The sequence below is a fragment of the Candidatus Methanoperedens sp. genome, from assembly GCA_027460535.1.
In the GTDB taxonomy this organism is placed as follows: Archaea; Halobacteriota; Methanosarcinia; order Methanosarcinales; family Methanoperedenaceae; genus Methanoperedens.
In genome coordinates this window covers 1-20,756 of sequence record JAPZAR010000015.1, presented here as the reverse complement: position 1 = coordinate 20,756, position 20,756 = coordinate 1, and the positions used below count along the sequence as shown (strand labels likewise).

Genomic DNA, 20,756 nt, shown 5'->3' with positions numbered 1-20,756 from the left:
CTGTATGGATTTTGTAGATCGAGTAAGAAAAAACCTTGAAGGAAAGCTGCGGATAGAGGACGGCAATTGCGGCACAACACACAAGGTGCTGAAAGAGCTATCACTGCTGGGGGGTAAAGCGGTTACCTGGGAGCGACCCGATGGCGTCGGATCAAAAATCCTTGATAATGAAGGAAATGTCGTGGGACAGGGGGAAGGCATAACCTGGCCTCCTGCCATCCTGTTTGCAATGGTGGAAGGAGGATTCTTCCCGAAGGATATTGAAACCGAACTGACAAAGTCCCTGCAATGCATAATCGATATGGAAAAGGTAGCGGATATCTATGGATACGGAAGGGTTGTCACTCCAGTTGCTTCAGCTTATAATGAAGTCTGGAAAAACGGCGGCAGGGTGGCGATCAGGCGCAATTCATGGGGAATAGAAGTGGCGTTCATAGACAAAGACGATAAAGAAATAGCTGTAGGCCCGATCTCTTATTGCCCGACGTGCGGCACGGCGGCGACTATCCCGCGGGCGCCAGAGCTTGCCAAAAAGATAAAGGAAGAGCTCAGGGACAAACGCAACACAGGTAAAGATAAGTACGAGCGCGGGATGGAGAACTGGTTCTTTTATAAGAACGACCGGGTTTGCTGCGAGATAAAGGAAAAAGGAATAGTGATCGGTAAGGCGATGAAATGCTGCATAGCCTATGCAGGCGTGGTAGCCGAAGTCCATGCCGGGATCGCGGGACCGAAATGGGGCGCTCTTTTCAAAGAATATTGCAGGATATGTCCCACGAAACTCTGCAGGAAAGGGAAAAATACCGGTGAAGAGGCCAATAATCTCATCAGCGAGCTTGAAAAAAGGGATATCACCACCGATGTAAGGCTTGACACGTACATCACAGCACTAGTAAAAAAGGATGATGCGCTCATTGGAAAAGGTATAGGCACAGTTTGCGCTTTTTCATCATTGCTCTATGCCGCAGCTAAATGCATACAGCTCAAATCCGAGATAGAGGTCGTCAGGTAACAGGATGCATGAGATCTCCATCGCCGGGGCCATTGTGGATGCTGTAATTGATGCCGCCAGGAAAAATGATGCCAAAAAGGTGGATGAGGTCTTTATCGAGGTCGGAGTGCTTACGGCACTTAATCCCGAACAACTGAGGTTCATTTTTGAAACTATAACCCGCGGGACAGTGGCTGAGGGAGCAAGATACAATATAAAAGTCATCAAACCTCTGATAAATTGTAAAAAATGCTCTTACAATGGCGAGATCGAATTCTTTGAAAAATTACACTTTTTCCTGCCTGTAATAAAATGCCCAAAATGCGGAGAAACGGATGTGGATATAACCGCAGGTCGTGAATGCTGCGTCAAAAAAATCAAGATAGAATGATCGGTATTTAATCAGCTTCGCCCTTCAGCAGTTCGTTAACAACATCCTGGGTCCGCAGGCTTCCTTCTGCTACGCGTTTTATCATTGGATAAATATACTTGCAATCATCGATATTGTTCCAGACATCAGGGCCGACATCCCTTATCACCTGGTCCATTATTTTGTTACATCTGTCGCATATTCCTTTCTTGTTCGTCGTGGGTCTTCCACATATATCGCAGTTCATATTTCCCCCTTAGTTGTAATATTGGACTTGATGGATAAATAGGTATTGCAGGCAACAATTTTAAAACCATAAGGTTTAATTGCATTATCACAATACTACCCCCAATTCTTTGGAGATTCTATTTATGTTAAAAGAGGCTTCTCAGTACGACGCAAAACTAATAGACCAGAAAAGCCAGAAATTCTGGGATGAAATAGACGCTTATTCCAGCGTAAGAGAACTCAGGAAGAACGGCAAGAAGTTCTTTTTTGTGGATGGCCCCCCCTATACCACGGGAAGGATCCATCTGGGGACAGCCTGGAACAAGATAATCAAGGATTCAATACTGCGATATAGATCCATGAATGGTTATCATGTCCTCGACAGGGCAGGATGGGATATGCACGGCCTGCCGATAGAAGTGAAGGTGGAAGGTGTCCTCGGGTTCAAGTCAAAAAAGGATATCGAGAAATACGGTGTGGGTAACTTCGTAGCTAAATGCAAGGAGTTTGCTCTGACCCACAGGGATGAGATGACCCTCCAGTTCAGGAATCTTGGCGTGTGGCTGAACTGGAAAGACCCCTACATGACATTGCGTGATGAGTATATCGAGGCAGCCTGGTGGACCCTGAAACAGGCGCATGAGAAGAAGCTCCTTGAAAAAGGGCTGCGGGTCGTGAATTGGTGTCCAAGGTGCGAAACGGCGATAGCGGATTCAGAGGTTGAATACTGGGATGAGACTGATCCTTCGGTATATATAAAATTCCCGGTCAAGAACGAGGAGAATACCTTCATAGTTATATGGACCACAACGCCATGGACTATCCCGGCAAATATCGCAGTCGCAGTACATCCTTCTTTTGAGTATGTAAAGATCAGGGTGGTAAAGGATGGGAAGGAAGAGATACTGATAATGGCCGCGCCACTTATGGCGAATGTCCTGAAACAGGGCAGGTACAAAGAATACGAGATACTTGAAACCATGCTCGGTGAGGATATCAATATTGAATACAGCCATCCTCTGGAAGGAAAAGTACCCAGGCAAAAGGAATTCCATCATAAGGTTTACATGGCAGATTTCGTCACTGCCGAGAACACAGGTTGCGTTCACATCGCACCCGGGCATGGCATTGATGACTTTGAACTCGGGATGAAGAATAAACTTCCGATATTTTGCCCCGTGGGCTCTGACGGCAGGTACACCGAAGAAGCGGGAGAATACAAAGGGATGCATGTGAAAGATGCCAACAGGGTCGTGCTTGACGACTTGACTGATAGTAACCTGCTCCTTGCAAGCGGCAAGATCTCGCACAGGTATGGCCACTGCTGGAGATGCAAGACACCCATCATCTATCTTGCCACAGAGCAATGGTTTTTGAAAGTGACTGACCTCAAGGAAGAAATGCTAGCTGAGATTCAAAAAGTCAAATGGTATCCCGATTGGGCCGGATCTGCGCGCTTTGCAGATTGGGTAACGGGTTCCCGTGACTGGTGCATCTCGCGCCAGAGGTACTGGGGAATTCCAATTCCAGTATGGGTTTGCGAATCCTGTGGCGAGAAAGAGGTGATAGGGACAAGAAATGAGCTTGAGAAGCGGTCCGGAGTTTCAAAGCTTCCCGATCTCCACAGGCCGAACGTGGATAATATCCATATCAAATGCAGATGCGGAGGGCGGATGAGCAGGGTGGCTGACGTTTTTGATGTTTGGTTCGATTCTGCCGTAGCTTCCTGGGCGACCCTTAATTACCCGCACGATGAGAAGGCATTCAGGGAGTGGTGGCCTGCGGATTTCATCACTGAGGGTCATGACCAGACACGGGGCTGGTTCTATTCACAGCTTGGGGCAAGCATGATAGCATTCGGAAAAGCACCTTACAAGAGCGTGCTGATGCATGGTTTCACTCTTGACACCGAAGGAAAGAAAATGTCAAAGAGCCTGGGCAATGTTGTGTCACCTGAAGAAGTTGTGGCAAAATACGGCGCCGAGTCGCTCCGCCTTTATGTGCTTTCACAAAATGCGCCATGGGAAGACCTTAAATTCAGCTGGGACGAGGTTGGGAACGTCCATAGGATGCTGAATATCATGTGGAATGTTTACCGTTTCCCGCTGCCCTACATGATACTAGATAACTTCAACCCCCTTGAAATGAAAGGAATTCCTGAAGGATTGAGGTTGGAGGATAGGTGGATCCTGTCAAGAATGCAATCGCTCGTAAAACAGGTGGATGTCGCGATGTCGGAATACAACCTCCACAAAGCCACCCGCCCGATCTCGGAGTTTGTACTTGAGGATCTGTCGCGCTGGTACATACAGCTAATTCGTCCAAGAACCTGGCGGGAAGCTAACGACCCGGACAAGCTGGCTGCATATTACACATTATACGAGGTCCTTGTTACCCTTACAAAGCTGATAGCGCCTTTTGCACCGCATGTTTCAGAAGAAATGTATCAGAATCTTGTGCGCAATGTCGACCGCGATGCGCCCGCGACTGTTCACCTGTGCGACTGGGTAAAGCCGAAAGAGGAGTTTGTAGATACAGAACTTGAGAACCGGATGAACCTCATCAGGGAGATCGTCGAAGCTTCATCGAATGCCAGGCAGAAATTAAAGAGAAAATTAAGATGGCCTGTGAAAAGGATCATAGTGGCACCAGGGAAAGATGAGGTGGCAGGCGCAGTAAAAAGTCTTGAATCTGTTTTAAAAGAGCAGACGAACGCCAAGGAAATAGTATTACTGGCAACTCGCGAAACCTGGGAAGAGCTGGGCGTGGAAGCCGTACCGAATCCCGCCACCATAGGCCCTGCCTTCAAAAAAGAAGCGGGCAGTGTGATAGCAGATCTAAAAAAGGCTGACGGCAGGATAATAAAAAAAGTGATATCAGAGAAGGGCAGTTTTGAACTCGGGAACTGGGAGATAACAGAGGATATGGTAAGTTTCAGGGATACGATCCCACCTGCTATTGCCCAGGCCGGATTCTCGGCAGGGATTGTCTATGTGGACACGGAACTCACACGCGAGATCGAATCCGAAGGCTATGCACGCGAGGTTATACGAAGAATTCAGGATATGCGCAAGGAGCTTGACCTTTCCGTGGAAGAAGAGATAAATGCGGTAGTCGAGATCAAAGAGCCCAAAGTTTTGGAACTCGTCACAGAGTTAAAAGACTTCATATCCGGGGAGGTCCGGGCAAAGTCGCTAAAAATCTGTTCCAGGGCAGACGTTCAGGGAGATCTTGTGAAGGATTGGGATGTCGAGGATATAAAAATGAGGATGGGGGTTTCGAGAACGTAACAAGTCCAGCCTGAATACAGATCCTCTCGGGTTTGATTTTATTCTGTTACCTTCATCAGATATTAGCTTGATCGTCCAGCTTGCTTTAATGCTTCCCTACGGAGTTCTTCGTTCGCCCTGTATGCCGAGACTATTGCCCCGAGCAGTATGGGCGCGATGAAGAAACCCGCAATCCCTCCGACCAGCCCGCCTCCAAGGAATGCGATGATTATCAGCATCGGATGTATGTTCGAGCGGGTTTTGATGATATAAGGCCTTATTAAAAGTTCAGGCGGGATTATCAGGATCAGGAGAGAGACTGTCAGAAATATTGCTGCACTTTGCGTCCCCATTTCAAAGTACCTGTAAATACCAAGTGGAATGATCACCATCCATCCCGCGAAGAACGGAACGATAGCGGCGACTAGCATAAGGGCTGAAAGCGCCAGTACATTCGGGAAACCGAAAGCCCAGAAAACGATCAATGACAAAATCCCCACGGCGATCGCACTGTAGATATTCCCTATGAACAGCGCGGAAAGAATGCCGTCAAAGTGCTTCAAGAATTTTCGCATGAAGCCCTCTATCTCGTCGGGGATTATATCCAGCATCCTATCAACAAGACGTCCGCCGTCCACGAGCAAATAGAAACACAGGATTATGGCGATCAGGATATTCAGGATAATGATCGCAAGAGACTTCACAATCTGGCCTACAGGCAGCTGCTTTATAAACGGCAGAAGATAGTCTGTAAAATTCGATATGATGTCATCCATCTTATTACGCGCGAATTCCGGAAGGTCCAGCCTATCAACAAACCTGAGCAGCACCCCGACCACATAATCCTGGTTTTTGATTGCCCAGAGTATCAGATTGAAAATCTCGATAATACCCAGGCCGATTATCAGGAAAATCGGGACGACGATGGCAGCCGTGGCGAGGTAGGGAGATATTCCTGGAGTGTACCTGTCAAAAAAGTTTTTCAGCGGCCTTGCAACGTATGCGAGCACTACGCCCATAATTATACCGTCAAGGAGCGGGAATATGATATTCACGAACATGGCAGCTACCAGAAGAATAATTACTGCCAGGACGATCTTCCACTTGTGTTTGATTAAAACAGATACGCCGTCCGTGAGTTGAGTGTTTGGCATTGCTCCAAATAATGTTTTCAGGGGATATATATTTAGCTCAATATGATGCTATACATGATAAAATATTTTTTAATAGAAACGGCTGTAATAGGACAGGATTATGACGATGATGCCTAGAGCCATAAGCGCCCAGAACAATATCTTCTGAGTTTTCTCTTTTATTCCGAAATCGATCACGAAAACCCTAAAGCCGTTCAGCGCATGAGGGACCACGAGCAGAAGTAAGATCACGATAGCGCTCTTTCCCGGCAGGAAAAGCGTATTAATTATAAAATCAAATGGTGTCTTTACTCCTGCGAAATGCACCCACCACACATGGATGAACAGATAAAATACCAGCAGGAAACCCGTGATGCGCTGGAGCAGCCATGCCCACATACCGGTCCCGTAAGCTCTTTCCTTCTCCATGGTTACCTGAATATTGTTTTTAGTCTATGAATAATTATTTGCCTCATGAAGCCCGTGATGGCGTTGGTGGGAGGAACCTGTTTGGGGCAGACTTCCACGCAGCGGTAAACCTCATCACATTCCCAGACGCCATTTTTTTTGTCCACTCTATCCAGTATCTTTTCAGCATCCCTGTTGCGGACGTCTGCGTAGAACCTCCAGGCTTTCGCAAGTGCAGCAGGTCCGAGATAATCTTTGTCCCGCGAAGCCACCGGACATGCCCCGTAGCAGATACAGCACTGGATGCATGCAGCATATTTGTCAATTTTTTTGACATCTTCCTGGGACATCATTGCTTCAGCAGAGCCTGTGAACCATGGCTGTATTTCTCTATAATGTTTGAAGAAAGGCTCCCAATCCACTATCAGGTCCTTGATGACAGGCAGGTTAGGAAGTGGCTCAATGAGAATATCATCCCCTGTCTTTATCAGGGGTTTTGCAATGGGGCCGTATGCCGCCGGGCTTATCACACGCTCACCTGCGATCTCGGAAACCTGTGTTCGGCAGGCAAGCCTCTGTTTCTTGTTGATGAGCATGGCGCACGAGCCGCACACCGCACCCCTGCACGAATACCTGAACGAGAGCGAGCTGTCCTGCTCTTCCTGTATCTGGAAAAGCGCCTCAAGTACTGACATGTGCGGCTTTACCTTGACGTCAAAGGAATCGAACCTTGAATTTTGCCCGTCCGACCTCTTGATCTTGAATCTCATGGCTCACGTATAATTTCTTTTAATGGATAATAAAACAAATGTACGTCTATAATGTGCCGAAAGCAATAAACAAAACAATCGCGGGGATTTCTACCATTGCCCAGAGCATGCGGTTGTATCGCCACACTTTTGCCCCATCCAGCGGTCCGAATGGGATCATGTTGAACGCGGCAAGGAAAGCATTGATGCGTGCGCCGGTGGCCAGGATCTCGTATGTCAGCCCTGAATGCGTTACGAAAAAAGTTCCTGCTAAAAATGAGAAAGCCAGTATCAGATTTACGATAGCACCGGACATGGAGATGTATGCGAACTCCTTCGCTGTTTGAGCCGAGTCCCAGTACGGTGATTCAAAAGAACTATAGACCTTCTTGCCACGGATCATAACTGCCCCCGGTGCTGCGAACACGAAGCCTCCTCCTGTGAGAACGGAAAGACCAAGGGCAAGTACTAGTCCCGTTGGACTTGCCTCATAATCGGCCACATACCCGTGTCTCTGGGCAGTGAATTTGTGGGCGAGTTCGTGGAGAAGGAATCCTGTTCCTACGGCTATGGCCACTATGGACATCCTGTCAGGGCTCAGGCTGGGATAGGTGAACGCTATCGTGAGGACTATTAAAGAAGCCACCAGGTGAACTATCTCCCTGGTATTGGTTCTATCCATGCCTCAAAAATATAGCTGAAAACATATAAAACTATACTATACCGCATGCAAAGTTGGATATGCGTTCATCGGGAGCAGGGCTTTTCACCCCATACAGGCTCTGGCGTGCATCTTTGTAATAGAGCCTCTCCTCAAGTATGCCTTCTTTTTTCAGCCTGCTCAGTGCATACCGCACCGTGCGCGGGGGAAGATAACTCTCTGCCACGAGTTCCTTCTGCGTGAGTAATCCCTTATACTCCAGCACTTTGAAAACGAGTTTCACCGAAGGGGATAAGCGCACAATCTTGTGGGTATAAAGATCCTGGACTGCTGCCGTTTCTGAATAAATGTGTTTTTCCGTTTTTGGCATTGCCGTTAAGCATGCATTGATATGATTTAAATCTTTAGGCAAAATATGCCTGCTTTTTACCAAGAGCTCTTGTTTTTTTCCTATAGTCAAGATCCGAAACTGGATGAACGCAGATTTGCCGTGTTCAGGAATATCACTGATAGAATGTACGGCCGAGAACAGTGCGTCTGTCCACATTAAGGATTAATGACGGTAATAAAGTTACATGATGTCCTCGGAAAGTTTATTTACAGCTAGGTGAAAGTATTACCCAGATGAAAGACCTTCTCTCCTGGGACCAGACACTTTTCAAAGACAGCGAGCTGTTCGAGCTTGATCATATACCGGAGCATTTTCTTCACAGGGATGCGCAATTACAGGCGCTGATGTATAGCATCCGTCCTGCTCTCTCCGGCTCGCGCCCCCTGAACTGCCTGTGCATAGGCGCGCCGGGTACGGGGAAGACCACGGCAGTGTTTAAGGTTTTCGAAGAGATCGAGAAGCATACTCCAAAAATAGTCCCTGTGCTCGTGAACTGCCAATTGAACTCCACGCGGTATGCGGTTTTTTCACAGATATTTAAAAAACTTATCGGATATGCCCCTCCGTCTTCGGGTGTTTCTTTCAAAAAAGTGTTTGGCGAGGTCGCAAAATATCTCGCAGAAAAAGAGAAGGTCCTTGTGGTTGCGCTTGATGATATGAATTACCTGTTCTATGAGAATGAGGTAAATGAAGTGCTCTACTCCCTCCTGCGGGCCCATGAGACGCACCCTGGGGCGCGCGTGGGTGTTATCGCTGTACTGAGCGATACAGGGGTCCCGCACATTCTTGACCAGAAAGTCGAATCCGTTTTCCTGCCCGAGGAGATAAAGTTCCCGCAGTATTCAAAGGATGAAATAATGGATATCCTCTCAAACCGCGCGAAGCTCGGGTTCTATCCCAATGTTCTCGATGACAGCGTTCTGGAGAGGATCACCGAGCATACCTTTGAGCTCGGGGATTTACGCGTGGGGATAGATCTCTTGAAACGTGCCGGTTTCAATGCAGAGAAGCGGGCGAGCAGGACGATAGCACTTTCTGATGTGGAGTTAGCTTATGAGAAATCACGACTTGTGCACCTTTCGTATATAATGAGGACGCTGAAAAAAGACGAGAAGACCCTTCTTGGCTTGATTCTGGACTCATCGGAATCGAATTCAGGCGAGCTTTATGAAAAATTCCATTCCAAAACGAATCTGGGTTACACGCGTTTCTATGAGATGCTGAACAAGCTCAATTCTGTCAAGCTTATTGATGCAGATTTCACGGGGAAGGGAGCTCGCGGGAGAAGCAGGGTGGTGACGCTGCGGTATCCGGTGGATGAGGTAAAAGTGAGGTTGTAGCAAGGTAAAACTCTAAAGTTCAGACTCGAGGCCTTCGGATTTCAATTCTAATTGTGTCACTGGTGCGAATACAACATTAGGCGCTTTCTTCTTGCGTTGCCTCCGCGGCTGCAAGGGGTTTTATGGGCGTGAGTACAACATTATCCTGGGTTCCGCTCAGCATTTCTTCCACAATTTTATCCGTGCTTAGGAGGTATCTTGCTCTCTCTAAGTATATCTCTCCGAGACTATCTTTCTTCCATGAAGGCCAGTCACGGACAAGTTTTTCCGGATTGAAAACCATCATGAAGCCTGGAACCGTTCCCAATGTTTTCTCTATATCGTCCAGTGTTTCTTCATATGCTCTCATAGCTCTTCACCATATTAATTATGGGTTTGTTGCACCATAAAATTTTCGGTCAATGCATATAAGATGGCGCCCGTATTCTACCAATTTAGAATATTTTTGGCCTCCTATCGCCTTCCGGGAGTATCGAGCGTGGATGCGGTCACAAACCCCGTACGAGGCCTGCATATAACGCTTCCAGGTGAATTTCCTCGGATTCTCAAATTGAAAGAATCGAATCAATAGATGCGCCGGTCGGGAATCGAACCCGAGTTTAAGCGTTGGCAACGCTCAGTGATAACCGCTACACTACCGGCGCGAACCGAAGTATAAAACCCGTTGGGGCATTCTCTAAATATTCTAATCCGTATTAATAGTTTTTCTAATTGAAATAAGAATTTGAATGAGAAGTAATCGCAATACAATTAAAGTTATTGGGGTGGCAAGAATTGGATTGGGATCTTTGTATTCTTCATTTTCACATGCATTTAATTCTCATTTCAGCCAGGATCATTTCTTTTCTAAAGGCGATGGTGGAAACTCTTGGTCAATATCCTTAATCAGGGTTTCTTTTTGCCACGATCGGGATTACAAATGTGAATGTTGTTCCTTCGCCATATTTGCTTTCAACTGTCATTGTGCCACCGTGCATCTCAACCAGTTGCTTTGAAATCGCAAGCCCAAGTCCTGTTCCTTCAACTTTTCTTGATTTTTCTGAATCAATCTGCTGGAATTTGTTGAAGAGTTTTCCCATATCTTCTTTCCTGATCCCTATGCCTGTATCTGAGACTGAGAACCTGGCCATATCCCCTTCTTTTTTCGCCGCTATGGTGACGGTTCCCCCTTCTTCCTTGCTGAATTTCACTGCATTGCTTAGCAGATTGAAGAATACCTGTTTGAATCTTTTCTCATCTGCTTCTATGAATTCCAGTTGCGGGTCAAGCTCTTTCTTCAAGACTATATTGTGCTTTGATGCTCTTTCTTTTATAAGAACAAGAGTCTCGCTAATGGTCTCGGGAACAGAGACTTTCTCGATGGCAAGCTCAATTTTCCCGGCTTCGATCTTTGACAGGTCAAGAATGTCATTGATAAGTTCAAGCAGGAATTTGCTGCTATTGAGAACATTGTCCACATAATGTGCCTGTTTCTCGCCCAATTCCCCGAATTTCTGAAGCTTCAGGAGTTCTGAAAAGCCGATGATCGAGTTCAAGGGGGTGCGAAGCTCATGGCTCATGCCTGCAAGAAACTCAGATTTTGCTTTGTCAGCACTTACGATTCGCTCTTTTTCAAGCCGCATGTTTTCAGCGCGCTTGCGCTCAGTTATATCGTGCACAACGACGCACAGGACCTCCTTTCCATCATAAGTGATGAGGTTGGCGCTGACCTCAACGTCCACGGTCGAGCCGTCCTTGCGGGTGTATCGCTGTTCACCTAGGAATTTATGTTTCTCTTTTTTGATACTTTCTACAGAACGGTTTACTGTTTCATGGTCGCGAGGTATCATATCGTAAAGTGTCATTCCTAGGATTTCTCGGGAGGTGTAACCCAGAAGGTTCTGAAGCGCTTCGTTTGCTTCCAGGAATCTTTTGGTTTCCGCGTCGACCAGCAGGATGCCTTCAGAGGCTTCCTGAATTACAATCTTGTAGCGCTCTTCACTCTCACGTCGCGCCAGCATTGATAGACCAAGCTTATCTGAAAGGGAAAAAATTACAGCACCAAAAAGGAGTCCTATTGCGAGGAATGAAACGAGGAAATACTGAACAGTTGTCTGGCCTTGCTCGTAAATGGCCCTCGAAGAATCCACGCGCAACAATAAAGCGGGCTTCCCATAGATATCTCTTATCTGGCTGTATCCTGATATCGTATGCGAACTCTCCTCCCGAACCCCAGTTAAGATGGGTGTTTCCTCTGAGAAAGAGGTGCGAAGTTCCAGTAAATCTGAAGGAAGCTGGGGATCATCGAACCGAAGTATGGTGATATACTGATGAGTTATCTGTGCTATGCGCTCGATCTCCGCTGCGTTCAGGTAGCGCCCAAAGATCAGGGTTCCCCGGATAGGCCCTTCCTCCTTGCCGGTCAGGATAGGTAGTGCAGCTATTAGCATAGGCCCCTGCGGGAGAAGAAGTATCCCGGTTACATTGCTTTGAGTATCAGCATGCTGCAAGAGGAGGCTATCGGCGGTAAGCAATTCCGGGAAGCTTTCAGGAATGGATGTTTCCGTGTTGTTCTCGAGGTCAAATCCCTTACTGAAGACTATCTTACCGGAGGAGTTCACAAAAACGATAAGGTTCAGTCTAAGACCAATAAAAGACGTATCAGTGGGATTTGATTCGATATATTGAGTATTGTTGTCCTGGATGAAGGTATATGTATCATCCCACCATGCCCAATCACGGGTACTTGTTTTCAATTGGTTGATGTCGTCAGATAAGGCCTCATTTGCCCGCTGGACATTCTTGATGGTATTCTGCTGCTCAAGATCCGCAAAACCTCCCATAAGGATAATTTCCGAGGTTGCGTACAGTACCGCGATCAGGCCAATAATCGTGACACCTATTAGGATCAGAGTCTTTTTTCGCGGTGTCATTAGACCATATCACCATTTTTTCGTTTCATCACTGCAGTTCTCTGCTCATGTTGACTGATAGAATACCATTTATCATAATAGTTATGATGATATATATTTATAGCTATTTGTCCTTGGAAGGAAAGTTCAAAAAGTGATATATTCCTTGAAGGAATAATAAAAGAAATATCGGCCTACCTTATGGATAAAATCAATCCTTGAACTTCACGTCCTCCGCTGCCCTTGTATTCATCACATCCTTCTTCTCAAGCCAGGCGCGCCTTGCTACATTCACCCCGAACTCCATCAGCCCCAGATGCCCGATGTTGTGGGCATCAGTGCCGATGGCAATCTTTATCCCCTTATTTTTCGCCTTTCGGGCATTAACATCGCTAAGGTCGAGTCTGCTTGGATAGGCATTTATCTCAAGAACCGTATGCGAACCGGCAGCAGCATCAAGAAGGGCATCGATGTCTACATCATAAGCCTCCCTCTCTCCTATGATCCTGCCTGTGGGATGGGCAATTATATCCACATTCTCATTCTCCATGGCAGTTATCAGGCGGCCTGTTATCTCCCTTCTTGTCTGTCTCTGTCCTGTGTGCAGCGCCGCCACCACCACATCGCACTGCCTCAGGATGCTATCCGGGAAGTTGAGGCTTGAATCGGCCTTTATATCCACCTCGATGCCTGTAAAGACCCGGAAATTCTCAAGCTTCCTGTTCAATTTTTGTATCTCATCTATCTGGGCGAGGAGCCTTTCCTCGCTAAGCCCATGAGCAACACCTATTGCCTTTGAATGATCTGTCACTGCGATATATTCGTATCCAAGTTTTTTCGCGGCTTCGACCATCTCCGCAAGTGTATTGGTTCCCTCGCTCCAGTCCGTATGGATGTGGAAATCTCCTTTGATGTCTTTATTCTCCACCAGCATTGGGAGCTTTCCTCCCAAAGCTGCTTCTATCTCACCTGTATCTTCCCTGATCTCAGGGGGGATGGGCGCAAGTCCAAGCTTATTATAGACTTCATCATCGCTTCCGCAGTAGATCTTTTTGCCTGTGGAGATCTCCTCCAGATCGTATTCTGAGAGTTTCAGTCCTTTCTGCCTTGCCAGGTCCCGCAATTTTATGTTGTGCTCTTTTGAACCTGTAAAATACTGTAAAGATGTACCGAAGGATCTGCTTTCCATTATTCGAAGGTCAACCTGTATAGCTTCATGCGTAATGACAGTGGCCTTTGTTGGGCCTTTCACGATCACTTCTTTCACTGCAGGCAAGTGCACAAATGCCTCGATGGCCGCCAGGGCATCCTTTGAAATGGCAAGGATGTCGATATCACCAACTGTTTCCTTTTTTCTTCTCAGGCTTCCCGCAGGTTCGATCGTTTCTATGAACCCGGACTTAGCAAGCGCCTCAATTATTTCACGGACGAGGGGAAGCGCGGTCCCGAGGGGTATCCTTGAGCTTCGCTGCCTGTATCTTTCAATTGCCTTGATTATATTCTCTTCCTTTGTCGCACCGAAGCGCTCAAGCCTTCTTAACCTGTGTTCCCTTGCCGCCTTTTCAAGATCTTCCACGCTTTTTATCCCAATTTCGCCATGCAGGAATTGCAGTGTTTTCGGTCCTATCCCGGGGATCTTTAAAAGCTCATGCAGCTCCTTAGGAACCTGCTTTTTCAAGTCCTCATAGGACTCAAGCTTACCGGTTTCCAGATATTCCTCGATCTTTTCTGCAATTTTCTCCCCCACCCCGGGAATTTCTTTCAATCTTTTTTCTCTTGCTATTTTTTCTATGTCCTCAGTATTGCCCTCAATGGCCCGGGCAGCCTTTGCATATGCCCTTATCTTGAAGGTGATCTCCCCTTTTATTTCCAGGAGCTCGCTTATGTTGTACAGAAGCGTAGCCACTTCAGCGTTTCTCATATTCTTATCCCTAGACCACGGTTTTCAAATAATTATACAGCACAAAATATATGACAAGCAGCCCGAGTGTATACAGCAGGCTTTCCATCCACTTTTTGTTCCAACTCGCCCCGAAGAAAAGCCCGATTACGAACCCTATAACATGCGAGATGTATGCCACATTCCCCGACGCGCCATTTTCGATTGCGACAACATTGAATATAAGGAATACTATCACAAGCGGTCCCATGGGAGAAAGGAATTGCAGTGAATACGCAGGAGGGCGTACGAGTAACAATGCTGCCATGACAGCAAAAATCGCAGCCGACGCCCCCACCATTATCGAATCTGGATAGAACGGAATGCTCAGGACAAACGATAGGATACCGCCCGCAAAGAACACGGCGCCTGTCCTCAGGTTGCCCACCTCATTTTCAAGCATGTTGCCGAAAATGAAGAGGAAAACCATGTTCCCGAGCAAATGGACAAGGTTTGCATGAACGAAGAGCCCTGACACCAGGGTATAATAATCCCCATTAAAAAGGGCGGATCCACTGAAAGCGAGATTATGCGGTGATGTCCAGGCATAAAGGCTGAACATCGTGCACAGAAGTATTAGAATGGCCGTTATCATTGTTCCCTTACAAGCTTTCTGGTATGCTCTGCAACTTCCTCCGGAGTCATGCGTATCCTTGCAACCCCGCTCTCCATGGCGGCTTTCGCCACGGCAGATGCCACGGATGGAGCAACCTCAGGATTGAATATGCTGGGTATGATGTCATCTTCAGAAGGCTCTGGCACAAGCGAAGCAAGTGTACAGGCACAAGCCATTTTCATTTCTTCATTGATATCTGTTGCTCTTACATCGAGCGCCCCCCTGAATATCCCGGGAAAGCCGAGGGAATTATTGATCTGATTGGGGAAATCCGCACGCCCGGTCCCAACGATGCGGGCACCGGCTCTTTTAGCCTCCGCAGGCATTATCTCAGGTTCCGGATTCGCAAGAGGTAGAACAATTGCATCTTCAGCCATGGAACGCACCATTTTCCTTGAAACTAAACCGCCCACAGAAAGACCTATGAAAACATCTGCTCCAGCCATTGCATCGGCAAGCATGCCGGTTTCATTATCCCTGTTCGTGAGCTCAGCAAGCTCTATTTTTGCGAAGTTCAATCCAGTTCTGCTTTTAGATATTATGCCTGTGGAATCGCACACAAGAATGTTCCTGACACCTTTATTCAACAAGATCTTTGCAGTCGCAGTGCCTGCTGCCCCCGCTCCGCTGATGACAACTTTTATTTCAGCAAATTTCTTACCCACGACGTTCAAAGCATTGATCAACCCCGCAAGCGCCACAGTGGCGGCGCCATGCTGGTCGTCGTGGAATACAGGGATATCAAGTAATCCCTTTAAGCGCGCCTCGATCTCGAAACACCGGGGAGCGCCTATATCTTCAAGGTTGATACCCCCGAAAACAGGCGCTATGTTCTTTACCGAATTTATCACGTCATCCGTGTCCCTTGTGTCAAGGCATATTGGGAAAGCATCCACTCCAGCGAAAACCTTGAAAAGCATGGCTTTTCCTTCCATCACAGGGATAGCCGCAAGAGGGCCAATATCCCCCAGACCCAACACGGATGTGCCGTCGCTGACAACAGCTACAAAATTCCCTTTGGAGGTATAGCGATATACGTCATCGCTGTTAGAATGGATTCGCATGCAGGGCCCGGCAACCCCAGGCGTATAGGCCAGGCACATGTCATTTTTTGTTCTTATGCTCACTTTGCTTTTCAAAGCTATTTTCCCCTGGTGCAGTTCATGGAACCGCAATGATTCCTCATATATCGGTTCTTTCATCTAACCACTCTCCTGTAGAGCTTTTTCTATTGCTTCCTTATGTAACCTTGCAGCCTTATGTATTCCGCCTTTGATGCCGCGGAGGGCTCTGCACGGGTACTGCTGCACGAGAAGCCCGGCTCTTGTCGGGGCATTCCCTTTATCCATCCAGGCGATACCTTTTGCCATATGTTCCGTGCTCCCGCAGGGCGCGCCGCGAATAACCTCCACTTTAGCAATAAGACCATTCTCTGTGGTAATTTTCAGTTCGGGTCTTCCGAAACATGACGCGAATTCGTCCACAACCTTGTCGCCACTTTTCTCGATATCGCAGCATATTTCATGCACCTCGATGTGCATTTTGTATTTTTTGGAAAGTCTCATGAGCTCGGATTGTCCACCGGCCTGCGCGGTCCCGCCAGCGATGATCACGGAATGAGCCCCATTTTCCCCTGCAAGGCGAATGATTTCCGGTGTAAGATCGGGATGGAGTGTATATGCTATAACGAGGTCGCGTGAAAATATATTCTTATCCAGATGCAGGGATTCTACAAAATCAGAGGGATCTTCTATAAAATCGGGAAGATATTCGGGTATTTCTATTGAAGAAACCATGAACTCTGAATTTTTCCTGATGTTTTCGATTAGACGAAGCCCGTATTTTCCTCTGGAGATTACCCCGATTGAAATCATTGAATTATAATTGTCGCATTAGTATTTTGGTCTTGTGGAGTTTAAAAAGGACTGAGATCATCAAAACATTCTTATCTTTTTGAACCAAAGAGGAATGCGATGAGCGCACAAATTTTTCAATCATCTACCTCGCTGCACGGAAAAACTATCGCCCTCGGGATAACAGGTAGTATTGCAGCTGTCAGATGCGTTGAGCTTGCACGGGAGCTGATGAGGCATGGTGCAGAAGTGCATGCCGTAATGACAAAGGATGCCCAGAAGATCATACATCATGAAACGATGCGCTATGCCACAGGCAAATCCGTGATCACTGAAATAACTGGCGTCGTAGAGCATGTGGAATTCTGCGGTATCGGGGGCATAGCGCATCTTCTGCTTATTGCACCCTGCACTGCGAACACGATAGGTAAGATAGCACACGGTATAGATGACACTCCTGTTACGACATTTGCAACAACTGCGTTCGGCTCGGGAATTCCGATAATGATCGTGCCTGCAATGCATGAATCCATGTACAACCATCCCATCGTTATCGAGAACATGGGAAAACTGGCGGAATTAGGGGTGGAATTCATCAATCCTGTAATGGAAGAGGGTGCGGCGAAAATTGCATCTAAGGAAGAGATCGTCCTGCGGGTAGAGAGAACACTTGGTAAAAAAACACTAAAGGGCAAACGCATCCTTATCACAGGGGGCGCGACAGCCGAGGCTATTGATCCGATAAGAATTATCACCAACCGCGCCTCTGGCAAGACAGGTGTCGAGCTTGCGCTTGAGGCTTTCAGGAGAGGCGCAGATGTTACTCTTGTTCACAGGGGCTGCCTGGGGATGCAGGGGATATGCGAATTCAATGCCGAGAGTGCGAAGGATATGACAGATACCGTACTTGAAGAGCTGGATAAGAAGTACGACCTTCTCATAAGCGCAGCCGCCATATCGGATTTCACGGTTGCCGCTTCCAGGGAGAAGATAAAATCGGACAAGAACTTCACATTGACCATGAAACCTGCGCCAAAGCTCATCAGCCAGGTCCGTATCAAGTATCCAGGCCTCAAGATCATTGGCTTTAAGGCTGAAACAGGTGTAACGGAAAATGAATTGATAAAGCGCGCGCGGGAGTCCATGGAGGCATCAGGACTTGCCATGGTCGTGGCGAATGACGTAGCAAGAGGCGGGATGGGGACAGAGGATAATGACGTTTATATGATCGATGGCGAGGTAAAGCGTGTCTCCGGCACCAAACCAGAAATAGCAAAAGAGATAATGAATAAGGTCGAGGCTATTATCTGCCAATGAAAATAATTACGATCGAGCCTTGTTTTACGAAACAGGAAGAGGATCTGTTCAGCGGGGAAGCCGAGCTTGGGAATATAAATATCACCCCGCAGGCGCTCACCGAACTCAAAAAATATTTTGATAATGTCCAGGTAACGCCTGATAACGAAATGCTTATACTGACCAACTCTCCGGTTGAGAAAATAATAGTTTTCGATACCGGGCGGGCGATAATAAGACGCATAGCGAGCAAGGAGCTTGCTTTAAAGAGATTTGAATTGCTGGAAAAGATGCTCGGAAAGGAATAGTCAATACGGACATTTCAATGCGGATTATCATTAAACTGCTGGCGGGTTGACTTTTGTCACAGAAATTATTTATATAATGAGTTCTTAGTGAAAGAATACCCTATCATATTGCATTTTTATGGCATGATGACCGGGCAAGAGAGACGAGGATAATTGAAAAAATGAGCTGAAGGGGTAATTATGGTAATGAAGAGATATATTAAGGGAATAATTCTAGTACTGCTGATGCTGAGCGCTGCTTTAATTGCGATGGCAGCGCCGCTAAGCTTAATAAGTGGAACCGTTTCGCCACCATCTGGAGACACAACAACAACTTTTACCTTTACTGTCACTTTCAAAGATGATGCCAATGGCACGGCAGATTACGTAAAATTGACCCTTGATGGAATTGATCACGCGATGAATCCAATGGATTCTCTGGATGTAAATACGGCAGATGGCAAGACATATACAATTAGTGGTATCGGTCCCTTGAGCAACGCTACACATAACTATAATTTTACTGCCAAGAACGGAACCGATGTTATATCATCGATAGATGCTTCTTTCATAGTGAATGCCATTCCAGCAAGTCCTCCAAGCATAACCTCGTTCAATCCACCTTTAACCTGGACCTCATATCTTGGTGGATTGCAGGCTTTTAATGTTACGGCGGATCAAATAGTTGATGTAAGCTGGACAATTGATGGAGTGGTAGTTCCGCTATCCAACCTATCCGTTCCTATAGGCACTAAGGCTGAATATTCTAATAATACTGCAGGAATAGGAGTAGTACATACAGTTATAGCGAACGCTTCCAATTCAAATGGCTCCGCTGTGAAAACATGGACATGGACTGTTACACAAGCTCCTGATACGACAGCGCCAGCAAATGTCACTAATCTCATGATTACTGGGAATGGTACGACATGGTTATTGATCAATTGGACGAACCCTACAGACCCCGATTTTCATCATGTAGCCATCTTTAAAAATGGTAGCTGGATAGGCAACACATCGATAAGTACAACGAATTCTTACAATATAACTGGTCTTAATTCTTTCACTACATACGAAATCTTGGTAAAGACAGTCGATGCAACAGGTAATGTGAATGAGACCGGAACGAGTTTAATAGCGACCACCGACCCCAACACACCGGCGAGCGCAAGTCAGGTAACAGTAACTATCTCGACGAATTCCTCGGTTACATTCGCAAGCGTTTCTGCACCGGGGAACACACTTGAAACAGTCGATTCATCTCATTCCCTCCCCACAGGTTATACATCGGTAAGCAACAATTATTTCAACATATCAACCACAGCAACAGTTGCATCTCCCATCACAGTCAGTTTAAAATATAATCCAGCGTTATTGCCTTCAGGTTTTATTGAATCTGACATTAGACTGTATCATTGGAATGATTCAACAAATAAATGGGATAACGTAACGACCGCGGTTAATACTGGTAATGACATGGTAAGTGGAACAGTCTCAAGCCTGTCTCCTTTTGTGGCTGCAGTTTCTCCAAAACCGGTAATAACCAAAGTAGACCCAACTGGAGTAAATGTCGAGACCATCGGAACCGTATCTCAGACCTTCAAAATAACCGTGAGCCAGGATGCGAATGTAACATGGTACATAGGATCTTCTCAGGCTAACAATACCGGATTGGTCTTGGCGGGAGTTCAAACCTTATTTACCAATACTCCTTCTTCATCCGCGAACTACAATGTCTCGGTCATAGCTACTAACGCAAACGGTAGTGGATCGACATACTGGAACTGGACAGTCCACTCCAAGACCTACCTTGCGGGCAACCGCGTGTGGGACGGCAGCAGACCTGACCTGTTCTCTCTCAAATACACATGGAACCCCATGAGCTTCTCAGGGTTTTATTATGACATTAATAGTGATGTTGGCAACGAAAGCATTACGATGCAGATGAATAGCTACACGGATAGAAGAATCAACGCAGGCAACATAGTATATGACACGACGCCAGAAGAAGTACAATTCGGCTACTCAGGTTTCGGCAGTTATCAGGTCATAGGCTTTATGGCTGACAAGTACTTCGCGGGATATACATCCAATACCACTATTGCAAATGCACAACCAAGCACCACTTTTGCAGGAAAGAGCGCTCTTGCCCAGGGACAGCTTCACAAGGTGCTTATGGATGAAGACCTCAAACGCACCATATCAGTTGGCAGTACCCTGCCCCTGCAGGAAGGCTATGTCCTGAAGGCAGTGGATATAGATCTGAGTGCCCGGACAATGCTCATCTCCCTGTTAAAAGATGGGAACGTAGTAGATCCAGGAACTCCTCTAAAC

At 46.8% G+C, this 20,756-nt stretch carries 19 protein-coding genes and 1 tRNA gene; 7 read left to right on the top strand and 13 right to left on the bottom strand.

What is annotated here, in order from left to right; genetic code table 11:
* Positions 1 to 4: 4 nt before the first annotated feature.
* Both O8C65_07215 and hypA read left to right on the top strand, forming a co-directional pair.
* Positions 5 to 1,012 carry a hypothetical protein gene (locus tag O8C65_07215; GenBank protein MCZ7356706.1) on the top strand — a complete coding sequence of 336 codons (1,008 nt, stop codon included), beginning with the start codon at positions 5 to 7 and terminating at the stop codon, positions 1,010 to 1,012.
* A 4-nt stretch (positions 1,013 to 1,016) separates the two neighbouring features.
* Entirely contained in the window at positions 1,017 to 1,382 is a 366-nt protein-coding gene (gene hypA, locus O8C65_07210) for a hydrogenase maturation nickel metallochaperone HypA (GenBank protein MCZ7356705.1), read from the top strand.
* A gap of 7 nt (positions 1,383 to 1,389) precedes the next feature.
* Here hypA and O8C65_07205 read toward each other — a convergent pair whose 3' ends face one another.
* On the bottom strand, positions 1,390 to 1,608 hold the full coding sequence (locus O8C65_07205; GenBank protein MCZ7356704.1) for a hypothetical protein: 219 nt from the start codon (positions 1,606 to 1,608) through the stop codon (positions 1,390 to 1,392).
* Positions 1,609 to 1,732: 124 nt separating this feature from the next.
* On the opposite strand from O8C65_07205, the gene ileS reads away from it, so the two are divergent.
* Entirely contained in the window at positions 1,733 to 4,879 is a 3,147-nt protein-coding gene (gene ileS, locus O8C65_07200) for an isoleucine--tRNA ligase (protein ID MCZ7356703.1), read from the top strand.
* 62 nt (positions 4,880 to 4,941) lie between these two features.
* Here ileS and O8C65_07195 read toward each other — a convergent pair whose 3' ends face one another.
* The 5 genes from O8C65_07195 to O8C65_07175 form a co-directional block, all read right to left on the bottom strand.
* On the bottom strand, positions 4,942 to 6,012 hold the full coding sequence (locus O8C65_07195) for an AI-2E family transporter (protein MCZ7356702.1): 1,071 nt from the start codon (positions 6,010 to 6,012) through the stop codon (positions 4,942 to 4,944).
* Between the two features lie 69 nt (positions 6,013 to 6,081).
* Entirely contained in the window at positions 6,082 to 6,420 is a 339-nt protein-coding gene (locus tag O8C65_07190; protein MCZ7356701.1) for a hypothetical protein, read from the bottom strand.
* A gap of 2 nt (positions 6,421 to 6,422) precedes the next feature.
* Positions 6,423 to 7,169 carry a succinate dehydrogenase/fumarate reductase iron-sulfur subunit gene (locus O8C65_07185; GenBank protein MCZ7356700.1) on the bottom strand — a complete coding sequence of 249 codons (747 nt, stop codon included), beginning with the start codon at positions 7,167 to 7,169 and terminating at the stop codon, positions 6,423 to 6,425.
* A gap of 46 nt (positions 7,170 to 7,215) precedes the next feature.
* Positions 7,216 to 7,830: a hypothetical protein gene (locus tag O8C65_07180; protein ID MCZ7356699.1), complete on the bottom strand. Its 615-nt coding sequence runs from the start codon at positions 7,828 to 7,830 to the stop codon at positions 7,216 to 7,218.
* 31 nt (positions 7,831 to 7,861) lie between these two features.
* Positions 7,862 to 8,179: a helix-turn-helix domain-containing protein gene (locus O8C65_07175; protein ID MCZ7356698.1), complete on the bottom strand. Its 318-nt coding sequence runs from the start codon at positions 8,177 to 8,179 to the stop codon at positions 7,862 to 7,864.
* A 254-nt stretch (positions 8,180 to 8,433) separates the two neighbouring features.
* Between O8C65_07175 and O8C65_07170 the strand changes: the two genes are divergently transcribed.
* Positions 8,434 to 9,540, top strand: coding sequence for an ORC1-type DNA replication protein (locus tag O8C65_07170; GenBank protein ID MCZ7356697.1), 1,107 nt, complete (start codon positions 8,434 to 8,436; stop codon positions 9,538 to 9,540).
* A 76-nt stretch (positions 9,541 to 9,616) separates the two neighbouring features.
* On the opposite strand, the gene O8C65_07165 is transcribed toward O8C65_07170, so the two are convergent.
* The 7 genes from O8C65_07165 to O8C65_07135 form a co-directional block, all read right to left on the bottom strand.
* A complete protein-coding gene (locus O8C65_07165) occupies positions 9,617 to 9,889 on the bottom strand; it encodes a hypothetical protein (GenBank protein MCZ7356696.1) in 273 nt (90 codons plus the stop codon).
* 223 nt (positions 9,890 to 10,112) lie between these two features.
* Positions 10,113 to 10,184 (bottom strand) — tRNA-Gly (locus O8C65_07160).
* A 237-nt stretch (positions 10,185 to 10,421) separates the two neighbouring features.
* Positions 10,422 to 12,452 carry an ATP-binding protein gene (locus tag O8C65_07155; protein ID MCZ7356695.1) on the bottom strand — a complete coding sequence of 677 codons (2,031 nt, stop codon included), beginning with the start codon at positions 12,450 to 12,452 and terminating at the stop codon, positions 10,422 to 10,424.
* A gap of 190 nt (positions 12,453 to 12,642) precedes the next feature.
* Positions 12,643 to 14,352, bottom strand: a complete 1,710-nt coding sequence (gene polX / locus O8C65_07150) for a DNA polymerase/3'-5' exonuclease PolX (protein MCZ7356694.1) — start codon at positions 14,350 to 14,352, stop codon at positions 12,643 to 12,645.
* Between the two features lie 10 nt (positions 14,353 to 14,362).
* A complete protein-coding gene (locus O8C65_07145) occupies positions 14,363 to 14,965 on the bottom strand; it encodes a rhomboid family intramembrane serine protease (protein ID MCZ7356693.1) in 603 nt (200 codons plus the stop codon).
* The gene (locus O8C65_07140) at positions 14,962 to 16,188 is read right to left on the bottom strand and encodes an NADP-dependent malic enzyme (GenBank protein ID MCZ7356692.1); all 1,227 of its coding nucleotides are present in this window, start codon (positions 16,186 to 16,188) and stop codon (positions 14,962 to 14,964) included. The genes O8C65_07145 and O8C65_07140 overlap by 4 nt, the downstream gene beginning before the upstream one ends.
* The gene (locus O8C65_07135; GenBank protein MCZ7356691.1) at positions 16,189 to 16,860 is read right to left on the bottom strand and encodes a DUF166 domain-containing protein; all 672 of its coding nucleotides are present in this window, start codon (positions 16,858 to 16,860) and stop codon (positions 16,189 to 16,191) included.
* A 99-nt stretch (positions 16,861 to 16,959) separates the two neighbouring features.
* On the opposite strand from O8C65_07135, the gene coaBC reads away from it, so the two are divergent.
* The 3 genes from coaBC to O8C65_07120 all read left to right on the top strand — a co-directional run.
* On the top strand, positions 16,960 to 18,156 hold the full coding sequence (coaBC, locus tag O8C65_07130; protein ID MCZ7356690.1) for a bifunctional phosphopantothenoylcysteine decarboxylase/phosphopantothenate--cysteine ligase CoaBC: 1,197 nt from the start codon (positions 16,960 to 16,962) through the stop codon (positions 18,154 to 18,156).
* Positions 18,153 to 18,443, top strand: a complete 291-nt coding sequence (locus O8C65_07125) for a hypothetical protein (protein ID MCZ7356689.1) — start codon at positions 18,153 to 18,155, stop codon at positions 18,441 to 18,443. The genes coaBC and O8C65_07125 overlap by 4 nt, the downstream gene beginning before the upstream one ends.
* A gap of 180 nt (positions 18,444 to 18,623) precedes the next feature.
* Positions 18,624 to 20,756: S-layer protein domain-containing protein (locus O8C65_07120; protein MCZ7356688.1), on the top strand; the 2,133-nt coding region annotated here is incomplete at its 3' end.